At 61.2% G+C, this 17,463-nt stretch carries 18 protein-coding genes; 6 read left to right on the forward strand and 12 right to left on the reverse strand.

The genetic code is table 11. The features are described from left to right. Window positions 1-32: 32 nt before the first annotated feature. Both EB231_RS29415 and EB231_RS29420 read right to left on the reverse strand, forming a co-directional pair. Window positions 33-1,577 carry a sugar ABC transporter ATP-binding protein gene (locus EB231_RS29415; RefSeq protein WP_172351891.1) on the reverse strand — a complete coding sequence of 515 codons (1,545 nt, stop codon included), beginning with the start codon at window positions 1,575-1,577 and terminating at the stop codon, window positions 33-35. Between the two features lie 23 nt (window positions 1,578-1,600). Beyond that, window positions 1,601-2,719, reverse strand: coding sequence for a sugar ABC transporter substrate-binding protein (locus EB231_RS29420; RefSeq protein ID WP_172351892.1), 1,119 nt, complete (start codon window positions 2,717-2,719; stop codon window positions 1,601-1,603). 579 nt (window positions 2,720-3,298) lie between these two features. Here EB231_RS29420 and EB231_RS29425 point away from each other — a divergent pair. Then, window positions 3,299-4,027 (forward strand): GntR family transcriptional regulator, encoded by a 729-nt coding sequence (locus EB231_RS29425; protein ID WP_172351893.1) that lies wholly within the window; start codon window positions 3,299-3,301, stop codon window positions 4,025-4,027. 53 nt (window positions 4,028-4,080) lie between these two features. Here EB231_RS29425 and EB231_RS29430 read toward each other — a convergent pair whose 3' ends face one another. From EB231_RS29430 to EB231_RS29445, 4 genes are read right to left on the reverse strand one after another with little or no spacing between them, the layout of a single operon-like run. After that, window positions 4,081-5,100, reverse strand: a complete 1,020-nt coding sequence (locus tag EB231_RS29430; protein ID WP_172351894.1) for an alcohol dehydrogenase catalytic domain-containing protein — start codon at window positions 5,098-5,100, stop codon at window positions 4,081-4,083. A 58-nt stretch (window positions 5,101-5,158) separates the two neighbouring features. Continuing rightward, on the reverse strand, window positions 5,159-6,034 hold the full coding sequence (locus tag EB231_RS29435; RefSeq protein ID WP_172351895.1) for an SMP-30/gluconolactonase/LRE family protein: 876 nt from the start codon (window positions 6,032-6,034) through the stop codon (window positions 5,159-5,161). A gap of 58 nt (window positions 6,035-6,092) precedes the next feature. Continuing rightward, window positions 6,093-7,409 (reverse strand): pyruvate dehydrogenase complex dihydrolipoamide acetyltransferase, encoded by a 1,317-nt coding sequence (locus tag EB231_RS29440; RefSeq protein WP_172351896.1) that lies wholly within the window; start codon window positions 7,407-7,409, stop codon window positions 6,093-6,095. A 58-nt stretch (window positions 7,410-7,467) separates the two neighbouring features. Further along, the gene (locus EB231_RS29445; RefSeq protein WP_172351897.1) at window positions 7,468-8,037 is read right to left on the reverse strand and encodes a VOC family protein; all 570 of its coding nucleotides are present in this window, start codon (window positions 8,035-8,037) and stop codon (window positions 7,468-7,470) included. 343 nt (window positions 8,038-8,380) lie between these two features. Between EB231_RS29445 and EB231_RS29450 the strand changes: the two genes are divergently transcribed. The 5 genes from EB231_RS29450 to EB231_RS29470 all read left to right on the forward strand — a co-directional run bounded on the left by EB231_RS29450 (window position 8,381) and on the right by EB231_RS29470 (window position 12,574). Then, window positions 8,381-9,175, forward strand: a complete 795-nt coding sequence (locus EB231_RS29450; RefSeq protein WP_172351898.1) for a shikimate dehydrogenase family protein — start codon at window positions 8,381-8,383, stop codon at window positions 9,173-9,175. Window positions 9,176-9,302: 127 nt separating this feature from the next. After that, window positions 9,303-10,157: an SDR family oxidoreductase gene (locus tag EB231_RS29455; protein WP_172351899.1), complete on the forward strand. Its 855-nt coding sequence runs from the start codon at window positions 9,303-9,305 to the stop codon at window positions 10,155-10,157. Window positions 10,158-10,581: 424 nt separating this feature from the next. After that, a complete protein-coding gene (locus tag EB231_RS29460; RefSeq protein ID WP_172351900.1) occupies window positions 10,582-11,364 on the forward strand; it encodes a helix-turn-helix transcriptional regulator in 783 nt (260 codons plus the stop codon). Window positions 11,365-11,441: 77 nt separating this feature from the next. Continuing rightward, window positions 11,442-12,050, forward strand: a complete 609-nt coding sequence (locus tag EB231_RS29465; RefSeq protein ID WP_172351901.1) for an acyl-homoserine-lactone synthase — start codon at window positions 11,442-11,444, stop codon at window positions 12,048-12,050. 104 nt (window positions 12,051-12,154) lie between these two features. After that, window positions 12,155-12,574, forward strand: a complete 420-nt coding sequence (locus tag EB231_RS29470; RefSeq protein WP_172351902.1) for a LysR family transcriptional regulator — start codon at window positions 12,155-12,157, stop codon at window positions 12,572-12,574. Here EB231_RS29470 and EB231_RS29475 read toward each other — a convergent pair. From EB231_RS29475 to trbK-alt, 6 genes are all read right to left on the reverse strand, one after another. After that, complete coding sequence (locus tag EB231_RS29475) at window positions 12,566-12,793, reverse strand: DUF2274 domain-containing protein (RefSeq protein WP_172351903.1); 228 nt, start codon at window positions 12,791-12,793, stop codon at window positions 12,566-12,568. The genes EB231_RS29470 and EB231_RS29475 overlap by 9 nt on opposite strands. Continuing rightward, window positions 12,790-14,004 carry a TrbI/VirB10 family protein gene (locus EB231_RS29480; RefSeq protein WP_172351904.1) on the reverse strand — a complete coding sequence of 405 codons (1,215 nt, stop codon included), beginning with the start codon at window positions 14,002-14,004 and terminating at the stop codon, window positions 12,790-12,792. The genes EB231_RS29475 and EB231_RS29480 overlap by 4 nt, the downstream gene beginning before the upstream one ends. Next, complete coding sequence (gene trbG, locus EB231_RS29485) at window positions 14,001-14,999, reverse strand: P-type conjugative transfer protein TrbG (protein WP_172353075.1); 999 nt, start codon at window positions 14,997-14,999, stop codon at window positions 14,001-14,003. Before trbG ends, EB231_RS29480 begins: the two co-directional genes overlap by 4 nt. A 62-nt stretch (window positions 15,000-15,061) precedes the next feature. After that, window positions 15,062-15,748 (reverse strand): conjugal transfer protein TrbF, encoded by a 687-nt coding sequence (gene trbF, locus EB231_RS29490; RefSeq protein ID WP_172351905.1) that lies wholly within the window; start codon window positions 15,746-15,748, stop codon window positions 15,062-15,064. Then, window positions 15,745-17,115, reverse strand: a complete 1,371-nt coding sequence (gene trbL, locus EB231_RS29495; RefSeq protein ID WP_172351906.1) for a P-type conjugative transfer protein TrbL — start codon at window positions 17,113-17,115, stop codon at window positions 15,745-15,747. Before trbL ends, trbF begins: the two co-directional genes overlap by 4 nt. Further along, window positions 17,112-17,462: a putative entry exclusion protein TrbK-alt gene (gene trbK-alt / locus EB231_RS29500; RefSeq protein ID WP_172351907.1), complete on the reverse strand. Its 351-nt coding sequence runs from the start codon at window positions 17,460-17,462 to the stop codon at window positions 17,112-17,114. Before trbK-alt ends, trbL begins: the two co-directional genes overlap by 4 nt. Between the last annotated feature and the right edge of the window lies 1 nt (window position 17,463).

The following is a 17,463-nucleotide window of genomic DNA, read 5'->3' on the forward strand; positions in this document are numbered from 1 at the left end:
GATTGGCATGGTTCCCATATGTCCCTGGATTGTCATTCCGCTGCCTTTGTCATGATCCCGGTATCCGATCCCAGCGCAGCCCGCATGATCGCGGCTTCTCTGATTTCATCTTCCGAGCCGTCCATTTCCGCGGCGACGCCTCCTGCGTAGAAGACGATGACCCTGTGGCTGAGATGCACGACCTCTTCGATCTCGGTCGAGTACAGGAGCACTGCTCCTCCCGATCGGACATAGTCGCTGATCAGGAGATAGATCTCGTGCTTGGTGCCAACGTCGACGCCGCGCGTGGGGTCGTACAAAAGCAGCACCCGGCTGCCGGCGAGCAGCCATTTCGCCATGACGATCTTCTGCTGGTTGCCGCCGCTGAAAGCGTTGACTGGCGTGTCAAGGGCCCGTTCAGCCACCTGCACCCGATCGAGGGCACTCAACACCGCTCCCTCTTCGGCACCGACATCGATGATGCCGAAGCGCGTGAACTTGTTGATGATCGGCATCGTCACGTTGCGCCGGCCGTCAAGCTTCAGGAACAGCGCCTCTGTCTTGCGCTCTTCGGGCACAAAGTTGATGCCGATCTTTGCCCTGACGGCATCCTGTGGCGAGCCAATCCGGACGGCATTTCCATCGACGAGGATCTCACCGCTCTGTCGGGCACGATCGCCGAACAACGCGAGAAAGACGTCGAGCTGGCCCATGCCCTGGAGGCCGGCGACGCCCAGAATTTCGCCTTCCCGGATCGAGAAGGAAACATCCTTTGCGCGTCCCGAAGTCAGGTTCCGCACTTCGAGCACCGATGCTGCATCCGTCTCGATCGGCACGCGCACCGGGAACGTCTTCTCGATTGACCTGCCGATGATCATTTCGATGACTTCGTCGTCGCTGACGTCGCCAAGCGCATACGAACCGACACTCCTGCCGTTTCGAAGGATCGTCAGTTCATCGCAGAACAGCCTGACTTCCGGCATGCGATGGGTGATGAACAGGACCGTTGTGCCAAGGCGCTTCTGGGCTTCCACCAGGCCGGCAAGCCAGGCGACGTCGGCGCCTGAAAGGGCCGACGTCGATTCGTCGAGCAGCAAGACGCGCGGCTTGCGAAAAAGCGCTCTTGCGATTTCGATTTTTTGCCGCAGCGGAAGTTCGAGATCGCGAATTTCGGTGCGCGGCGAGATTTGCCCAAGGCCAATGCCTGCCAGATGTGCAGCTACCTGCCCTTCAGCTTCGCGGCGTTTGAGCTGGCCGAACAGCCCAGTGGGCTGATACGGGATCAACATGTTCTCGGTGACGGTCAGATCCGGCACGAGGGTCAGTTCCTGGAAGGCAGTCTGAAGGCCGTAACGGTGCGCATCCAGCGGCCGCTCCATTGAGACGTCCTGACCGAAAACACTGATCCGGCCGGCATCCGGGCGAACCAGGCCGCTCAGAATCTTGACGGTGGTCGATTTGCCAGCGCCGTTTTCGCCGAGGAGAGCGTGAACCCTCCCCCCGGCGACGGAAAAGCTCGCATCCTGGAGCGCCACACTGGGACCATAGGCCTTTTGGACCCCATCCAGGGCTATCGCGGGTACGGAGATTTCCTGCATGTCCTTGTTCCCGATAGCCAGGATTACATTTCCGGCTGGCCGGTCAGCGCCGCGTTCAGCCCGATTTCCGGCGTCTCGGAATTGTAGATTTCCGCGAACCAGCCCGGATTGGCGACGAGCACCGGCGACTGCACGTTGCAGCCCGCCGCCATTTCGGCGAAGGAACCCTCCTTGCAGAGTTTCACATTGGCGTTGGTGATGTCGGGAAGTGGCACGATGACGTCGTGGCCGACCTTCTTGCCGTTGAGGGTGAGTTCAAGCGCAAGCTTCATCGCATAGGCACCGGACACCGGCGGCGAGGCGTAGGAGAAGCTGCGTGCACCCATCGGCCGATAGGTGCCGCTGGCGCCTTCGACCTTCGCGTCGGCCGGCAGCATCTGGAGGCGATGGCCATTGGTTCCTTCGCCAGAACAGGGCTTCTTGTCCTTGTCGGCAATGCCGGCTTCGTCCTGCATCGAGAAGATCGTGTAGCAGCCGGCCTGGCCAAGGACGCCGTCGATGTCCTTCCAGTCGTGGGTTGCGAGGATCTTCGACATCTCGGTGCGCGTCACCGCCTGGCTCCACATTCCGGGGGTCTGCGCGATGATCTTGATACCCGGATATTTTTCAAACGCCTTGAGCGAGCCCTCGGTCCGCTGCGTGTCGGTCGAGGTTCCCGGGACGCCGGAGAAATAGACGATGTTGCCCTTGCCGTGGAGTTCCTCGGCAAGCCACTCCGCCGCGCGCTTGCCTGCCGCGACCTGGTCGATGTGGACGTTGTGCGCGCAGGGCTCGGTAATTTCGGCATCGTAGGTGAAAATGGCGACGCCTTTGCTGCAGGCGTTCTTGACGACCTGATTGAGAGCGGTCGGCGATATCGGGTAGACGACGATGATCTTGGCGCCCGCCTGCACCATCGCGTTGATCTGCTGAATCTGCTTCTGAGCGTTCGGACCGGCTACCTGGGTCTCGAATTCGACCTTGTCCTTGTACGCGGCAGACAGGGTCATGGCGCGTACCATCATCGCGGCCTCGCCCTGCCAGTCATTGCCGATGTAGCTCATCGACAGGAATGCCTTTATCTTGTCCTGAGCATGCGAGCTGCCAACCAGACTCGTGGTCGCCGCCAACGCCAGCACCGACGCTTTCCAGAAATTGCGCATAGTTCCTCCCTTTCGCGTGAAATGACGCGCCTGCAGTGCTGCCGAACGGAAGGAAGTACGTCCCCAGGCCGAATGATCGTCTGCGTCGGCTCTCAACCCCAGCCGCGCTGAATCATCTCACTGCCTATGGAACGGGCGCTCCTCCGCGAACGTCCACCCTGCGCCTAAGCGGCGTCAAGATGGATACAAAAACATCAAAGTTTACCGACGTCAATCCCATTGGATACAATGATCTGCATTTTGCCCAATTTTTGCGGGTTTTCAGCTGTTTTAAGGCCCTATCGGATACGCTGCCGGCGTCAGCGATGCCGGGACGCATCTGCGAGCACGACCCGGCATCGCACCGAGGGGAGCAAGGCCGCAAATGCGCAGATTGGCCCGGAACCTACGGCGAGCGTTGAAATGTATGAAGGATTCGCTCTGAGGCGGGTTACACGGCGTCACAGCAAAAAGCGGAATGGCTAGACCGGCCGTTTCCTGATTTTCGCCCCTGTGCTAAACGGTAGGCATTGGATACATTCGGTTTGCCAGCGGTACGGCGCGAAGCGGCGATGTATGTCCAGGAGGAATGGAATAGCAATGTCACACGATGATGCCGACACTTTTTCGAACGAGGCGGGACGCAACGGAAGAAACGGAAACTCTGAGGACGTCGATTCTTCGGCCAATCTTCTCGGTCATCGCGTAGCAACGGCGCTCCGGAAGAGCATTCTGGGCGGCCAACTCGCGCCTGGGAGCAGAATAAGACAGGAAGACCTCGCCCAGCAATTTGGTGTGAGCCGCATTCCTGTCCGCGAGGCGTTGCGGCAACTCGAGAGTGACGGGCTGGTCGTGCTGCGCGCCAACAGCGGAGCATGGGTCGCCAAGATCGATCTGCCCGAATTCATCGAGATATACAAAATCCGGGAACGCCTCGAACCGCTGGCCATCCGGGAGAGTTTGCGGAATCTGAGCGACGAACAGATCCGACACCTCAATGAGCTGCGTGAACAGATCAATCATTCGCAAAGCGTCGAAGAATTTCTTCAACTCGACCGCGAGTTTCACCTGTTGAGCTACGCCGGCGCCAATATGACCACTCTACGAGAGATGATCGAACGTTTCTGGAACACCACCCAGCATTACAGGCGTGCCTTTACGCAGGGCGCGGGTAATGAAGGAACCTGGATCATCCATGCAGAACATCGATTGCTGACCGAAGCCCTGAAACGCCGCGACGAGGATGAGGCTGAGCGAATTCTTCTGGGGCACATCCGCCGCACCCGGCTCGAACTTACCAAGCGCGCCAAGGAACTGGGATTGCAGTAATGCCCCTCGGTAGGCGCGCCAGCCCTCGTTCACGCGACACGTCGCACGATATGTCAATTCGCTGAACCCAACCTCGGATCGATGATGTACTTCATGCCTTTCTGAGCCATGGCGCTGTCGAACAGATGGTTCCAGTTCTCCAGCGAACCGGCTTCGGTGACCAGTACGTCGAGGTCGACATTCCTTTTCTCGATCAGCGCCATGGTCTGCAGCCACGATGCAGGCGTAGAGGCAAAGCCTGAGGTAACGACCAGTTCTTTGCGGCATACGGCATCGAAATCCACGTCGATGTTTTTGCCGAACAGCCCGACCTGCAGCAGCCGCCCTCCTTTGCGCAATGCCTTCAGTGCATCGGCCTGTCCATGGCCATTTCCAGAGCATTCAATAACGACGTCAAAACTGTCCGGGGGGAGCGCGGTTTCACCCGCCACCGAACAGTCAAAGCCGATCGACTGCAGGAGATCCAGCCGGCCGCGATCACTGGAAGTCCCGCGCGCGACGACGGACGCACCGCAGGCCTTGGCGACCTGGGCGGCGACGGCGCCGATAGCCCCGGGGCCTATAACCAGGACGTTGTCGCTCGGTGCGATGGCACAACCGTAAGCAAAAACCGCATTGCATACGCAGGCCAGCGGTTCAGCCAGGGACGCGCCGTAGTCACTGAGCCAGTCGGGAACTTCGTGAAGGTTCGAGACGGGCACCTGAACCCAGGGAGCCATGCCGCCATTGACATGCGTGCCGATCGACCGCCTGCTGGAACAGAGATTGGGTCGTCCGCCCCGGCAGTAGCGGCACTGGCGGCACGTATCGAAGAACGTCTCGAGAACCACGCGTTTGCCCAGCCACGACCGATCGACACCCTCACCGATCTCACTCACCAGTCCGCAGACTTCATGACCGATCACCACCGGCGGGGTAACCTTGTACTCGCCTTTCAGAATATGCAGGTCAGTGCCGCAAATTCCTGTCGCCCGCACGGCGACAATGGCATGCCCGGGCAAGATCTCAGGTTCCGGCAGGTCGATGAGTTCGACGTCACCAGGACCATTGCTCAGTTTGGCTACGCCCTTCATAGCGGACCTCGTGCTTGGCTCTTGAGTTTGGAAGGTTCGTTGGTCGCTGCCGCTTCGATCATCCCGCGAAGCGATGCTCCGGAAGTCCGGTCACTCCCAGGCCATGGACGGCGAACACACTGCCGCGGGCTGCGCCGTCGGCAGGGAGGTGGGGAAGATGGCGCTTTGCCATCGAGGTGACATACAGAATGTCGAGGCGGGGCCCGCCGAACATGACACTAGTGACCTTCTTGACCGGCATTTCGACCACCCGATCAACCGAACCGTCTGGTGCATAGCGGATGAGCCTGCCGTCATAGACCTGCGCATTCCAGAGGAAGCCTTCGGCGTCGACCGTCGACCCGTCTGCAGCGCCGCCGGTCGATGTGTCCAGTCGGGCAAAGGTCCGCCGATTGGAAACCTGACCGCGCGACAAATCATAGTCATAGGCCCAGATCTCGCCGGACCAGGAGTCGGCGAAATAGAAGATGTCACCGGATGGACTCCAGCAGGGACCGTTGGAGACAATGATACCGTCGTCGAGCTTGTGCACCGTGAGGTCGGGATCAAGACGATAGAGCGCGGCGTTCTTGCCCGATTCCTTGGTGTCCATCGAACCGGCAATGAAGCGGCCGGCTTTGTCGACCTTGCCATCGTTCAGGCGATTGTTGGGCTTGTCGGGCTCAGGATCGAAGATGAGTTCGACGTCGCCGGTGCGGAGATCAAGGAAGTGAAAACCCCGCTGCAGCGAAACCACGGCACGGTCGTTCTTGCAGAGGGCCAGCGAACCAATCATCTGGGGCAGATCCCAGGCACGCACTTCGCGCCCATCAGCAGTCGACCTGAAAACGTTCATCCCGGTGCTGTCGATCCAGTAGAGCCGCTCCTGCTCGACGTCCCAGAGCGGGCCTTCGCCAAGGTGCGTTTTGACATCGCACACAACCTCGATTTTCATCGTCTTCTCCTCCCTTGGGGCATGCATTCACGATCAGCGCGGACGCGCTGCTGTTTCGTCACAGGATCATGTTCAGCGGATCTTCAAGAGCGGCCTTGATAGCCGCCAGCAGTTGCGCCCCACGGGCACCATCAACCGAGCGATGGTCGACCGAAAGCGTGGCAGTCATCATTGTGCGCACCGCCATCTCATCGCCGCGCACCACGGCTCGTTTTTCGCCGGCACCTACCGCCAGGATGCAACTTTGGGGCGGGTTGATGATCGCCGCGAAATGCTCAACCCCGTACATTCCGAGATTGGAAATGCTGAAACCGCCACCCTGATATTCTTCGGGCTTGAGCTTCCCAGCGCGCGCGGTCGCGGCCAGCGCCTTCATCTCATTGCTGATCTCGACAAGGCCTTTCCTGTCAGCATCGCGGATCACTGGCGTGATCAGCCCGCCGTCGGTCGATACGGCGACGGAAATGTCGACATCCTCGAACTGAAGGATCGCCTCCTCGGTCCACATTGAATTGGCCTGAGGAACGCGGCGTAATGCAGTTGCAGACGCCTTAATGATGAAGTCGTTGATCGACAGTTTGTAGTCGGCGCCAGGGCGGGCGTTCAGTTTTGCCCGGGTGGCAAGCAGTTCTTCTAGGTCAATCGAAGCCGTCAGATAGAAATGCGGCACCGTCCGCTTTGACTCGAGGAGCCGCCTGGCGATGGTCCGACGCATCGCGTTGTTGGGGACTGCCGTATGCTTCTGCCATGGCAACGGCGTGTGCCCAGACGATGCGGATGCCCCACCAACTGGCAAGGGCGCGTCTCCATCGGTCGCCGGGACCGTGTCGATTGTCGGCGCGCGCACAGGGGACGTCGCGGGCGCGACCCGAGACCCGCGGTCCAGCAATTGCTGCACGTCCGCCTTCAGGATACGCTGCCTGGGACCACTTCCGATCACCCCCGCGAGATCGAGATCGTTGACCCGCGCGATGGCGCGGGCCAGCGGGCTGGCGAATATCCGGGCACCTGGCCCAGCGTCGTCCGGATTGGCCTCGCCGGGCATCGCCGGGGGGTGTTCCAGCGGCATGGCGAGCGCGCTCGCTGCCGGCTCCCTCTCCGGCAGCCTGATCAGGGGTGAAGGCGCGGCCTCGCCTTCGCCCTGCAAAATGGCAATCGGCCGTTGGACCGGAACGCCGTCCGTTCCTTCTGGCACCAATATCTGAAGAACCTTCCCGCCGCCTGGAGCTTCGAATTCGAGAGTGGCCTTGTCGGTTTCGATCTCGGCGATAACATCTCCCGCGTTGATCGTGTCCCCTTCCTTGACCAGCCATCGCGCGAGCCTGCCTTCCGTCATTGAAGGAGCCAGCGCTGGCATCAAAAGTTCCTGCGACATCAGATTGCGATCCTTCGGCCACGGCCTCGATTGACCAATGCATGGTAGGGCTCAACGCTCACCGGCCGGGCAGCCTTGTGTCCCACAAGCGGCGTTCGGTTTCTTTCTCGTATCCTTTGCCGCCCGGGAAACTCACGAGCTCGCATTGCAGGCCCCACGGCGTCAGGAAATAGATCCAGGTCTGCCCGGCGCTGGGACCCTCGGTCCGGACGATCGGTTCACCGAGCGTTCGCACGCCTTTCTCCCGGAGGTAGGCAAGCGCGGCATGAAGGTCGTCGACGTAGAACGCGAGATGGTGACCGCCGACATCGCTGTTGCGTGGTGGAACGAGCTTCTGATCGGCTGCCTCATACTCAAAAAGCTCGATGTTGGATCCATGGCCGCAGCGTAGGAAGCGCAGGCGCCGCATGACGGCGCGCGGATCGACATTCAGCTGCCGCTGCATCCAGTCGTCTGCGAATTGAAACGGTCCCAGTTCGTAGAATGCTTCACAGCCCAGCACGTTCACGAAGAACTCGACCGCCTCTTCGAGCTTGGGTACCGTGATGCCAATGTGATCAATGCCACGCATCCCGGGCATGCCGGTCGATCCGGCTCGCTCTGTGGCGTTCGCACGCGACTGACTCATATTTCCTCCCTGGCTCGCGTGACGCGCTACCATCGGTCACGCGATCAACTGACTTGCGCAGGCCTCCCCCGCAATGGATGCAGCCTCCCATAAGGTGGCGACCTCATATTCCGGGACTATTGTATCCAATTATGCGTCTAGTCAACGGCAAATAGCTCAAATTCTGATTCTATGTGTTCCAATGGATACATCTTCACACCGCACGCGTTCTGGTGTACGCGATCCAGGGGACGCAACGAGGCGGCAAACGCTGGTGGTGCACTGGCGCCTGTTGCTCGCGGAAGTGCTAAGCGGTGTCCGTATGAACGCGCGGATACGATGGGCTGGATGAGGAGGCCAAGGGATGGAAAAGCCAATCACAGGGACGACAAGACTCTACTTCATTGTCGCCGATCCTGTTCATCACGTCAGGACGCCAGCAGCTTTCAACGCGCGTCTCGCCGCAGCCGAAGCCGATGCCGTGATGGTCGCTACTCAAGTCGCACCAGCGGGCCTGGCGGACTTCATAGCTGGGCTCCGCAGGATCAAGAACGTTGGCGGCCTGATCGTCACCGTCCCTCATAAGCAGGCCATGGTGGCGCTTTGCGACGAGCTCGCGCCAGCGGCTGAACGGGCTGGAAGTCTGAACGCCGTAAGGATCGAGAACAACAGGCTGATTGGCGAGAACTTCGATGGGATCGGCTTCGTTCAGGGGCTGTTGAGCGCAGGCTACGATGTGCTGGGCAAACGTGCGTTGTTGCTGGGCAGTGGAGGAGCAGCATCGGCAATAGCCTTTGCGCTTGCCGATGCCGGAGTTGCAGATCTGGCGATCTGGAACCGCAGCATAGATAAGGCTGAGGCGCTCGCTGAACGGGTGCGAACATCGACCGGAGTGACTTCGCGCGCTGATCCGCACCGCGATACATCGGGCATTGATCTGATCGTAAATGCGACATCGCTTGGAATGAGGGCGGAAGACGAACTTCCGATCCCTGCGGACGCTATTCGCTCGAATCATATGGTCGCCGAAGCAGTCATGAACCCGCCGGAAACAGAGCTTTTGCAAATCGCCAAAAGCCACGGCGCATCCGTTCACCAAGGGTACCACATGCTCGCCGCGCAACTCGACGCGATGGGTCGTTACGTCGGAGCGTTCTAAGTCGAAGCAAAACCCTTTGGCGTTCTTTGCCAGTGGTTCAGACCTGTCCACAGGACACCGTTGACCTCGCGCTGCGGTCGCAACCGCGTGCGTGTCGTCACAGAACGCAGCAAGATGGGAGTACAGCATGAAAGATAGTGTCGTCGTCATAACCGGGGCAACTTCCGGCATCGGCGCCGTCGCTGCAATGCGGCTCGCCGAGAGGGGCGCGCGCATCATTTTCGTCGCACGCGACCCCATCCGGGGTACAGAGACCCTTGAAAAGCTGCATCGCCTCGCCCCAAACCTTGAACACAGAATGTTCATCGCCGACCTCGGCAGCGTCGCCGATACCAGGCGCGTCGCCGCCGACATCGCCGCCGCCGAGTCGAGGATCGACATCCTGATCAACAACGCAGGCACGATGCTCGATCGGCGGATAATAACGCCGGAGGGGCTGGAGTTAACCTTTGCCCTCAATCATATGGCGTACTTCGTGCTGACCGAAGGACTACTGCATCGGCTGGTCGCTTCTGCCCCTTCGCGTATCGTCAATACTGCGTCATCCGTTCACAAGGGCGCCAAACTCAATTTCGCCGATCTTCAAGGCCTGGAGTCGCCAGATGCTCTCAGCGCCTATGGCCGCTCGAAACTCTGCAACATCCTGTTTACTCGCGAGCTTGCCCGCCGCCTGGCGGGGACAGGGGTGACGGCCAACTGTCTGCATCCAGGATTCGTTGCCACGCGAATAGCTGCCAACATGGGAGGCATAGTCAGGCTCATCAACCCAATCGTTTCACTGTTTGCGACGTCCCCGGAAGGCGGAGCCGAGACGATCATATATCTTGCCAGTTCTCCAGAAGTTGAGGGTGTGACGGGACAGTATTTCTACAGATGCTCGCCGATGGCGCCATCGGCCGGTGCGCAAGATGATGCCGTCGCCGCCCGACTTTGGGAGGAGAGCGAGCGCCTCGCGAGTCAAATCCCCCGGCAAAGCGCGTGATGCCTGCCTCTGGGCCTGATGGGTCGGGCGCGACAGACTGTCTGATGGATCCGTCTAAAGGCTTTGCGCAGCAGCGGGTCTTCACCCACAGGCGGGCTTCAAGATCGGAGATCGCGCAACACGGTCAGGTCATCCACCGTAAAGGCAAATGTGAACAGGTGGCAGGCTCCAACCGAGATGGGCTTCAGCGCACCCAGTTCACTGGCCGGCTCTCCGAATATTTCAAAGTAGGTCCCCTTTCCAGATCTCTCCAAGCTGGATGTCCCGCGACTTGCCGCGCGCAGGGACCATTCCGTGCAGTTCGGTGGTCCCATCATGTGCCATCGCGAGCGTGGCGCTTTGGCCTCTATGCAGGTCCTCTGACTTGTCCCTGTAGAGATTCATGGTCAAGGAGGGTGGAATCGATCACCACTCGGGAGGGACGATGTTGCGTTCGTTTTCCCGGTCTCCTCGGCAGGAGATGAAACCGCGCAATTGGCGCAGTCATCTTGACCAGACCTACAGCATTCTCGAGGGCATCTGGAACTGCCGTAGCGCCGACGAGATCTGTCGATGTCTTCTGAAGCACTGCGGGCGCTTCGGCGCGACGCACATTCTCGCGGGCGCAATCCCGCCACCACGCGCATCGAGACGCAAACAGCTGTCCCATGTGCTGCTAACAGCTTGGCCTGAGGAATGGTCGCAGCGCTATTTCTCAAGAGGCTATCTCGATCAGGATCCAACCATTCGCCTCGTCAGCCGCGGCAGCCAGCCATTCCTTTGGAGCGAGGTCGGAGAGACCTTGAACATAGGTCCCTCCGGCCGTCGCGTGATGGACGAGGCGACCGAGTTTCGCTTGCATGAAGGGTTGACCGTCTCGTTCGCCACTGTCGAGCGGCAGGCGGTTGGCTTTTCCATCGCTGGCGAAAGACTTGAGATCGGTTCTGGCGAGTATGTCAGCTTGCAATTCGTCGCAGCCTTTGCGCTCGGCCGTGCGTTGGCTCTGGTCGATGGGATCCTGAACCGTGAGCCTGTGAGGCTCTCGCCGAGGCAGCGCGATGTCCTTCATTGGGCGTCCGAAGGGCTCAGCGTCGACAGTATCGCCCTGCGGTTAAACATCAGCCGCAACACCGTGGATACCCATCTGCGGGCCGTGCGCGAAAGGCTTGGCGTCGCCAGCACCGTTCATGCGGTAGCGGAAGCGTTCCGCCTTCGAATAATCCGCTGAGCCTCACGGCATCGCGTGATGCCGCGCTGTCCATGGTTCAAGCACGATCGGTTGACCTGAGGGAAAGGACAACCGAAATGCTTCATGTTGTAACGGCGAGCAATGCTGACCAATACCGCACGGAAATGGAGCAGGCATTCCGCCTGCGCCACAAGGTGTTTGTCGACGAGAAGGGCTGGACTGACCTGGCACGGGAGGACGGCCTTGAAACAGACCGCTTCGACGACGAGCACGCCGTGCACATGCTCTATGCGATGAACGGGCGCGTCATCGGTTATCAGCGCATGCTGCCGTCAACCCGTCCGCATCTGCTTTCGGATGTGCTCTCCGATCTCTGCGAAAGCGAGCCACCGGTCGGCGCGAATATCTGGGAATGGACCCGCTATTGCGTCGAGGCGGGTCATCGCGAGCGAGGGCGAATGCTGAGCCCCGTCGCGAATGCCCTTCTTTCCGGCATTGTCGAATGGGGTCTTGGCTGCGGGGTTGACACCATCATCATCGAGATGAATCCGCTATGGCTCTTGCGCCTTGTCCAACTGCATTTTCGGGTCACACCGCTCGGCTTGCCAAAGATGATCGGCGGCGAGGAAACGGTGGCTGTGACTGCCAGCTTCGATGGGCGGACCCTTGCCAGACTGCGCGAGATGCGGAAGGCGAGCCAGCCCGCCGGCACTGACGACAGTTGAGCCTAGCACAGCCTGAGGGGGCGTCTGGGGAATGAGGAGATGGAGCCGGGAAAGCGTTCCTCCCCGGCTTCCGCTTTCAAGCAGAATTTTAGCAAGGAAAAGTGATGCGGCGACGCGTCCAGCTCATCACTCTTGATTGCGCGATCGTGGTCGCCGAGGAAGGCAGCTTCCTTGGCGCTTCGCGGCGCATGGGAATGCACCATTCGGCTCTGAGCCGGCGAATGCGCGACCTTGAAGAGTCGCTTGAAACGGTGCTGTTCGAACGTCATGCAGGCGGCGTTCGACCGACGCCGGTGGGTGCGGGCCTTATCCGAAACCTTCGCCGCGTCCTGAACGACCTCGACGGAACACTCGCAATGGTCAAGATGGCCAAGGGACGAGAAGCGGAACGCCTCTCTATCGGCTTCGACCCAACCCTGCCCGCAACAGAGTTCCTGGATGCCGTCACGGATGTCATTCGAAGCCGGCCGGATGTCGCCCTTCGCCTGGTGGAGACGAAACAAGCCGCGTCCCGCTTACCGTGACTTGGGATCGCGCTGTGTCCGATTGAAGGCACGATCCGTCGCCATGAACCGGGCCAGCATCGGCGCGATGAGTTTCGCCGGATCAAGGACCGCCTGTCCTGTCTCGCGACCGAGCACTTCGGCGTAGGCGACGAGATCACGATGGACGGCGGCAGGAAGTTCGGCCGTTAGCTTGACTGGCCGATCATCGGGAATTGCGGAGAGCTTCAGCTTCGTCATGACGGGTCCCTTCCTGTTCCGTAGGGTGCCAGCACAAGGTCTCGGTTGACGACCACGCGAACCGGGTATCCAGGGCGTACTGTCAGGGTCGGCTGGACATCGAGCTGGCGGCCCACGATCTGCTGGCCAACAGTGCTCGTTGAATCTTGAGCGCTTTCCCTGATAGCCTTTGCGATATCACTCTCGTTGTTGCTGGAACCGATGCTGGAGCCGACCCCCAACAACGTCGAGAGCGCGGCGGCCTTGAACAGCTGACCCCAGTGATGGTCGACCTCGTCCTCCAGCCCGGAGAACCCTTGGGCGTCCGAGCCTTGCTGACGCTCGAGTACAATCGAATTTCCGTCGGGCAGGATGAGCCGATTCCAGACCAACAGCACGCGTGACTGGCCGAAAGCGACCTGACTGTCGTACTGGCCGATCAGCCTCGCGCCCTGCGGGATCAGGAGATAGGATCCTGTCGGACTGTCATAGACGTTCTCGGTAACCTGGGCGGTGATCTGGCCCGGCAAGTCGGATCGGATGCCGGTGATCAAGGCGGCCGGAATGACAGACCCGGCCTGCACAACATATGGTGAGGCTTTCCCGGCGAGGCGGTCGGGACTCACGGTGCGGCGATCCGGATTCGCGTTGACGAAGGCGAGCTTGCGGTCCTGGCTGTCTGGAGTGGCGCCCGTGTCGAGCGGGCGCTGTTCTGCAGGGAGCGTCAGACCGGACATGGACCCCGCCATGGCTTCTCCTTCGACAGCACCCTGCCGACCTGAATTTGTCCGCGTGTTGGTATCAGTAAAGAGCTTTGCAATGCGCGCGGCCTCGATCTCGGCGAGGCGGCGCTGTTCTTCCGGATCGACGCGGGGCGAGGTTATGCCGGGCGCAATGACCGGCCTGCCCTGCTCCTGTGCACGCAGGATCGGCCGGCCGAGATCGCCTGGCAGCGCTGGCCCGAGTTTCGGAACGCCGGCATAGTCCTTAGGCAGTGTCTGCAACCCATCGGCGGTCGAGCGGTTTTCGATGGTGAAGAGCTCGGACGGTTGCTCGTTGCCGCGTCGCCTGGTGTCGAGCGCCCACACCAGCGCACCGAGGATCGCGATGCTGGCGACGCCTCCCAAACCGACCAGCGCCTTTCGCGAAAGGCGCGTCACCCTGGCAGGCTCGGGTCGCAGGCGCAGTTCAGCGCGAATGTCCCGGCTCGCGCCGCTGACAGGGTCGCTCATCGGAACAATCCCGCGCTACGCTGCGGTCGAACCCCATCGGCGCGCACGATGCGGACGCGCTTCTCACTCGTCTTGTCGCCAAGCCTCAGCTCCGCCGCGGCGAACAGGCGATCGACGACATAATAATTCTGCCGCGCGCGATAGTTGACCAGCTCGGAGCCGCCTGACGGACCAACAACGAACAGCGGTGGCATCTCTCCCTGGCCAATGCCGGAGGGAAATTCGATATAGACCTTTGCGCCATCGTCGAAGGCACGCAGCGGCCTCCAGGGTGCCGCGTCGCCCTCGATCCGATAACGGAAGTTGAGCTTCTGGATGTCGACGCCGGCTGCCACCGGTTGCGCGGCCGAGGCCTGAGCATTCTGGCGTCGCAGAGCAATCAGCTGGTCCTGCGGATATTGCCAGGACACCGACGCCATGTAGGTTTTTTCGGTGGAACGCAGCTCGAGATGATAGGTGCGACGGTCGCTGTTGATGACGAGGTTGGTCTGGAGATCCGGCCTCGTCGGCTTGACGAGGATGTGAACCTGGAGTCGGTCCCCCGCCCCACTCTGCGTGTCTCCAATGATCCAGCGAACGGTGTCGCCGGCAGCGACAGGTCCGGAACCGACGAGTTGTTCGCCCGGCTGCAGCGCAATGTCGGTGACCTGACCGGGCGCGGCATAGATTTGGTAGAGCGCGCCTTCGCTCCAGGGATAGAGCTGGATCGCGTTGATGAAGCCGTCGCGAACAGGCTGCATCCTTGCCGCCTCGTTAGCCTGGCTGATCCGTTGCTTGGGATCGGCCGGCTCGGTTTTCGCCTTGCCGACCTCGATCGGCTTCATCTGTCCGGGCAGCGGAAGCGGTTTCGGCACTTCCACCACTCTCACTGAAGTTGGCGGATCGGTCCTTTCCAACGCAGGCACCGCTGCGTCATAGTCGATCACTGGCGGAACGTATTTTTTCGAAGCGCAGCCGGCCAGCATCGTCGCCGACAGCAATGCCAGCCCAAGCATGCGCAGCCTTGCGATGTCAGCCACGGCCTGTCTCGTCGTTTTGCGCGTTCCTGCCGCAGACATCATGAAAGCTCCTTCGACCAGTTGATGGCATTGACGTAGACCCCGAGTGGATTGGCCTTCAGCCGGTCGGCGTCGCGGGGTTGTTGAATGACGATGGTGAGAATGGCGGCCCAGCGCTCGGTGCCGGTCAGGCCGCCGTTCTCGTAGCGCCGCTCCATCCACGCGACGCGGAATGAGTCCGGCGAAGCGCGGATGACGCTGGAAACCTCTATCGCGATCTGGACTTTGCCGACCTTGGCAAACGGATCATTCAGGCGAGCGTAGTCGTTCAGGGCGACGGCGCCGCGATCGGTCGTGTAGTCGTAGGCGCGCAACCAGTTCTGGCGGACGATGACCGGGTCGTCAGGGATGCTTCTCACCTGCTCGATGAAGCGGGCGAGATGCCACGCGATCTGCGGATCTGTCGGTCGATAATCGGCCACCGCGGAGGCGACCACCTGCGCTTCACCGAACTTGTCAACCTGAACCACCCAGGGCACCACGGTGCCTCGCGCCGACTGCCAGACCAGGGCGGATGCGAAACCGCCTGCCAACAGGAGGGTTCCAAAGGCCATCAGCCGCCAGTTTTTTGCTTGGACGCGTGCCGAGCCGATGCGCTCGTCCCAGACCTGTGCAGCACGCTGATAGGGCGTCTCTGGCTGCGGTGTCTTGCCATACCGGATGGAAGGACGTCTGAAGAGTTTCATCGGCGGTCATCCTGATTGAGGGAAACATTCATCGAGCCGCCGCCATGATCGCCGGAGCGGACGGAATGCACGGCCGTGCTGGCGCCGTGACTCATGGCCTGGCCGCGCTTCATGCGAGCGGCCCATGCCGGCGGCGATCCGGCACCGGGTTCGATGCTCGACGCAAGTCCTGAAGCTGTTGCTCCTGACGGCTGCGCTCCTCCAGTGGCGATCCATGCGGCCGAACGACCAGCCTGCTGACTGGAAGACAGCGCCGATCCTGCGCGCATCGTCGCCTGCTTCACTGGCTGAAGAGCGGCGCCGGCACCGGCCTTGGCAACCCCCGCCACGCCGGCGGCGAATGCGCCCATGCCGCTCTGCCCGGATGTAGCTGCGGCAAGTCCCCACGCGGTCGAGGTGCTACCGGCAAGATGCGCGCCGCCACGGGCAGCTGCTGCCGACATGCGCCCTCCGGCGCCAATGGCACTCGCAGTACCGCCCAAAGCGGCGCGAGCCCCCATGGCCCCGGCCGCACCAAGGCCGACGGCGGCGAGGCTGGTGCCGACCGCAGCGCCCGCGCCCAGTTGCGGCGCTCCGGAAACAAGGCCCGTTGCGATGCCGGGACCGAAGATAGACAACCCCATAAGCGAGAGGGCGCCCAGCACGAGCGACAGGGCATCCGTGATCGTCGGCTGCTCCGTGCCGAACCCTTGAGTGAACTCGCCGAAGAGACCGGAGCCGATGCCGACGATCACAGCCAGCACCAGGATTTTGACGCCGGAAGCGACGATGTTGCCGAGAACTTTTTCGGCGAGGAAAGCGGTCCGGTTCAACAACGCGAAGGGGATCAGCACGAATCCGGCAAGCGTCGTGAGCTTGAACTCGATGAGCGTGACAAAGATCTGGACAGCAAGGATGAAGAACGCGATCAGCACGATCGCCCAGGCGATCATCAGCACCGCGATCTGGACAAAATTCTCAAAGAACGACACATAGCCCATCAGCTGGCTGGCGGCCTCGAGGATCGGATTGCCAGCGTCGATGCCGACCTGTGCGACGCGGCCGGGCTGCAGGAGCGCGGAACCGGAAAGGGCCGATCCTCCCGCCTTCAGGCCGAGCCCGGAAAAGCTTTCGAAAACGATGCCGGCTAGGTGATTGAAGTTGCCGATGATGAAGGCGAAGAAACCGATATACAGCGTCTTCTTCACCAACCTGTGCAACACATCCTCGTCCGCGCCCCAGGCCCAGAACAGGCCGGCGATTGTGATGTCGATGACGATCAAGGTGGACGTCAGAAAGGCCACTTCGCCGCCGAGCAGGCCAAAGCCGGAATCGATGTAGCGGGTGAAGGTATCCAGAAAGCGATCGATGACGCCAGTGTCGTTCATGGCGACACCGTCTTCGTGCCCGGAGCGTTCGACGGCTGAAGGGGCAGAAGCCGGCTCTGATCCTTTTCAATTGACGGAGGCGCATGAGGGGCAGCCGACCGTGGTGGGTTGAGGAACCGCTTGCGGCTTTCCGCCCAGATTCTCCTGCAGGCCTCGTCGGCGATGGCGGCCATGCCGAGATCCCGGCATCGTGCGAGCTCGACCTTTGCTGGCTCGCCGCCCGGATGCGTGGAGCGCGGGGAGGACGCGTCCTGCGAGCCGTCGCCGCGCAACACCATGAAGGCGGCGGTCATGGCGGCGCCAAGGGCGAGGACGGCTGTCATCCGGGCGGCGATCTTGAGATTCATG

This window comes from Mesorhizobium sp. NZP2298 (genome assembly GCF_013170825.1).
Taxonomy (GTDB): Bacteria; Pseudomonadota; Alphaproteobacteria; order Rhizobiales; family Rhizobiaceae; genus Mesorhizobium.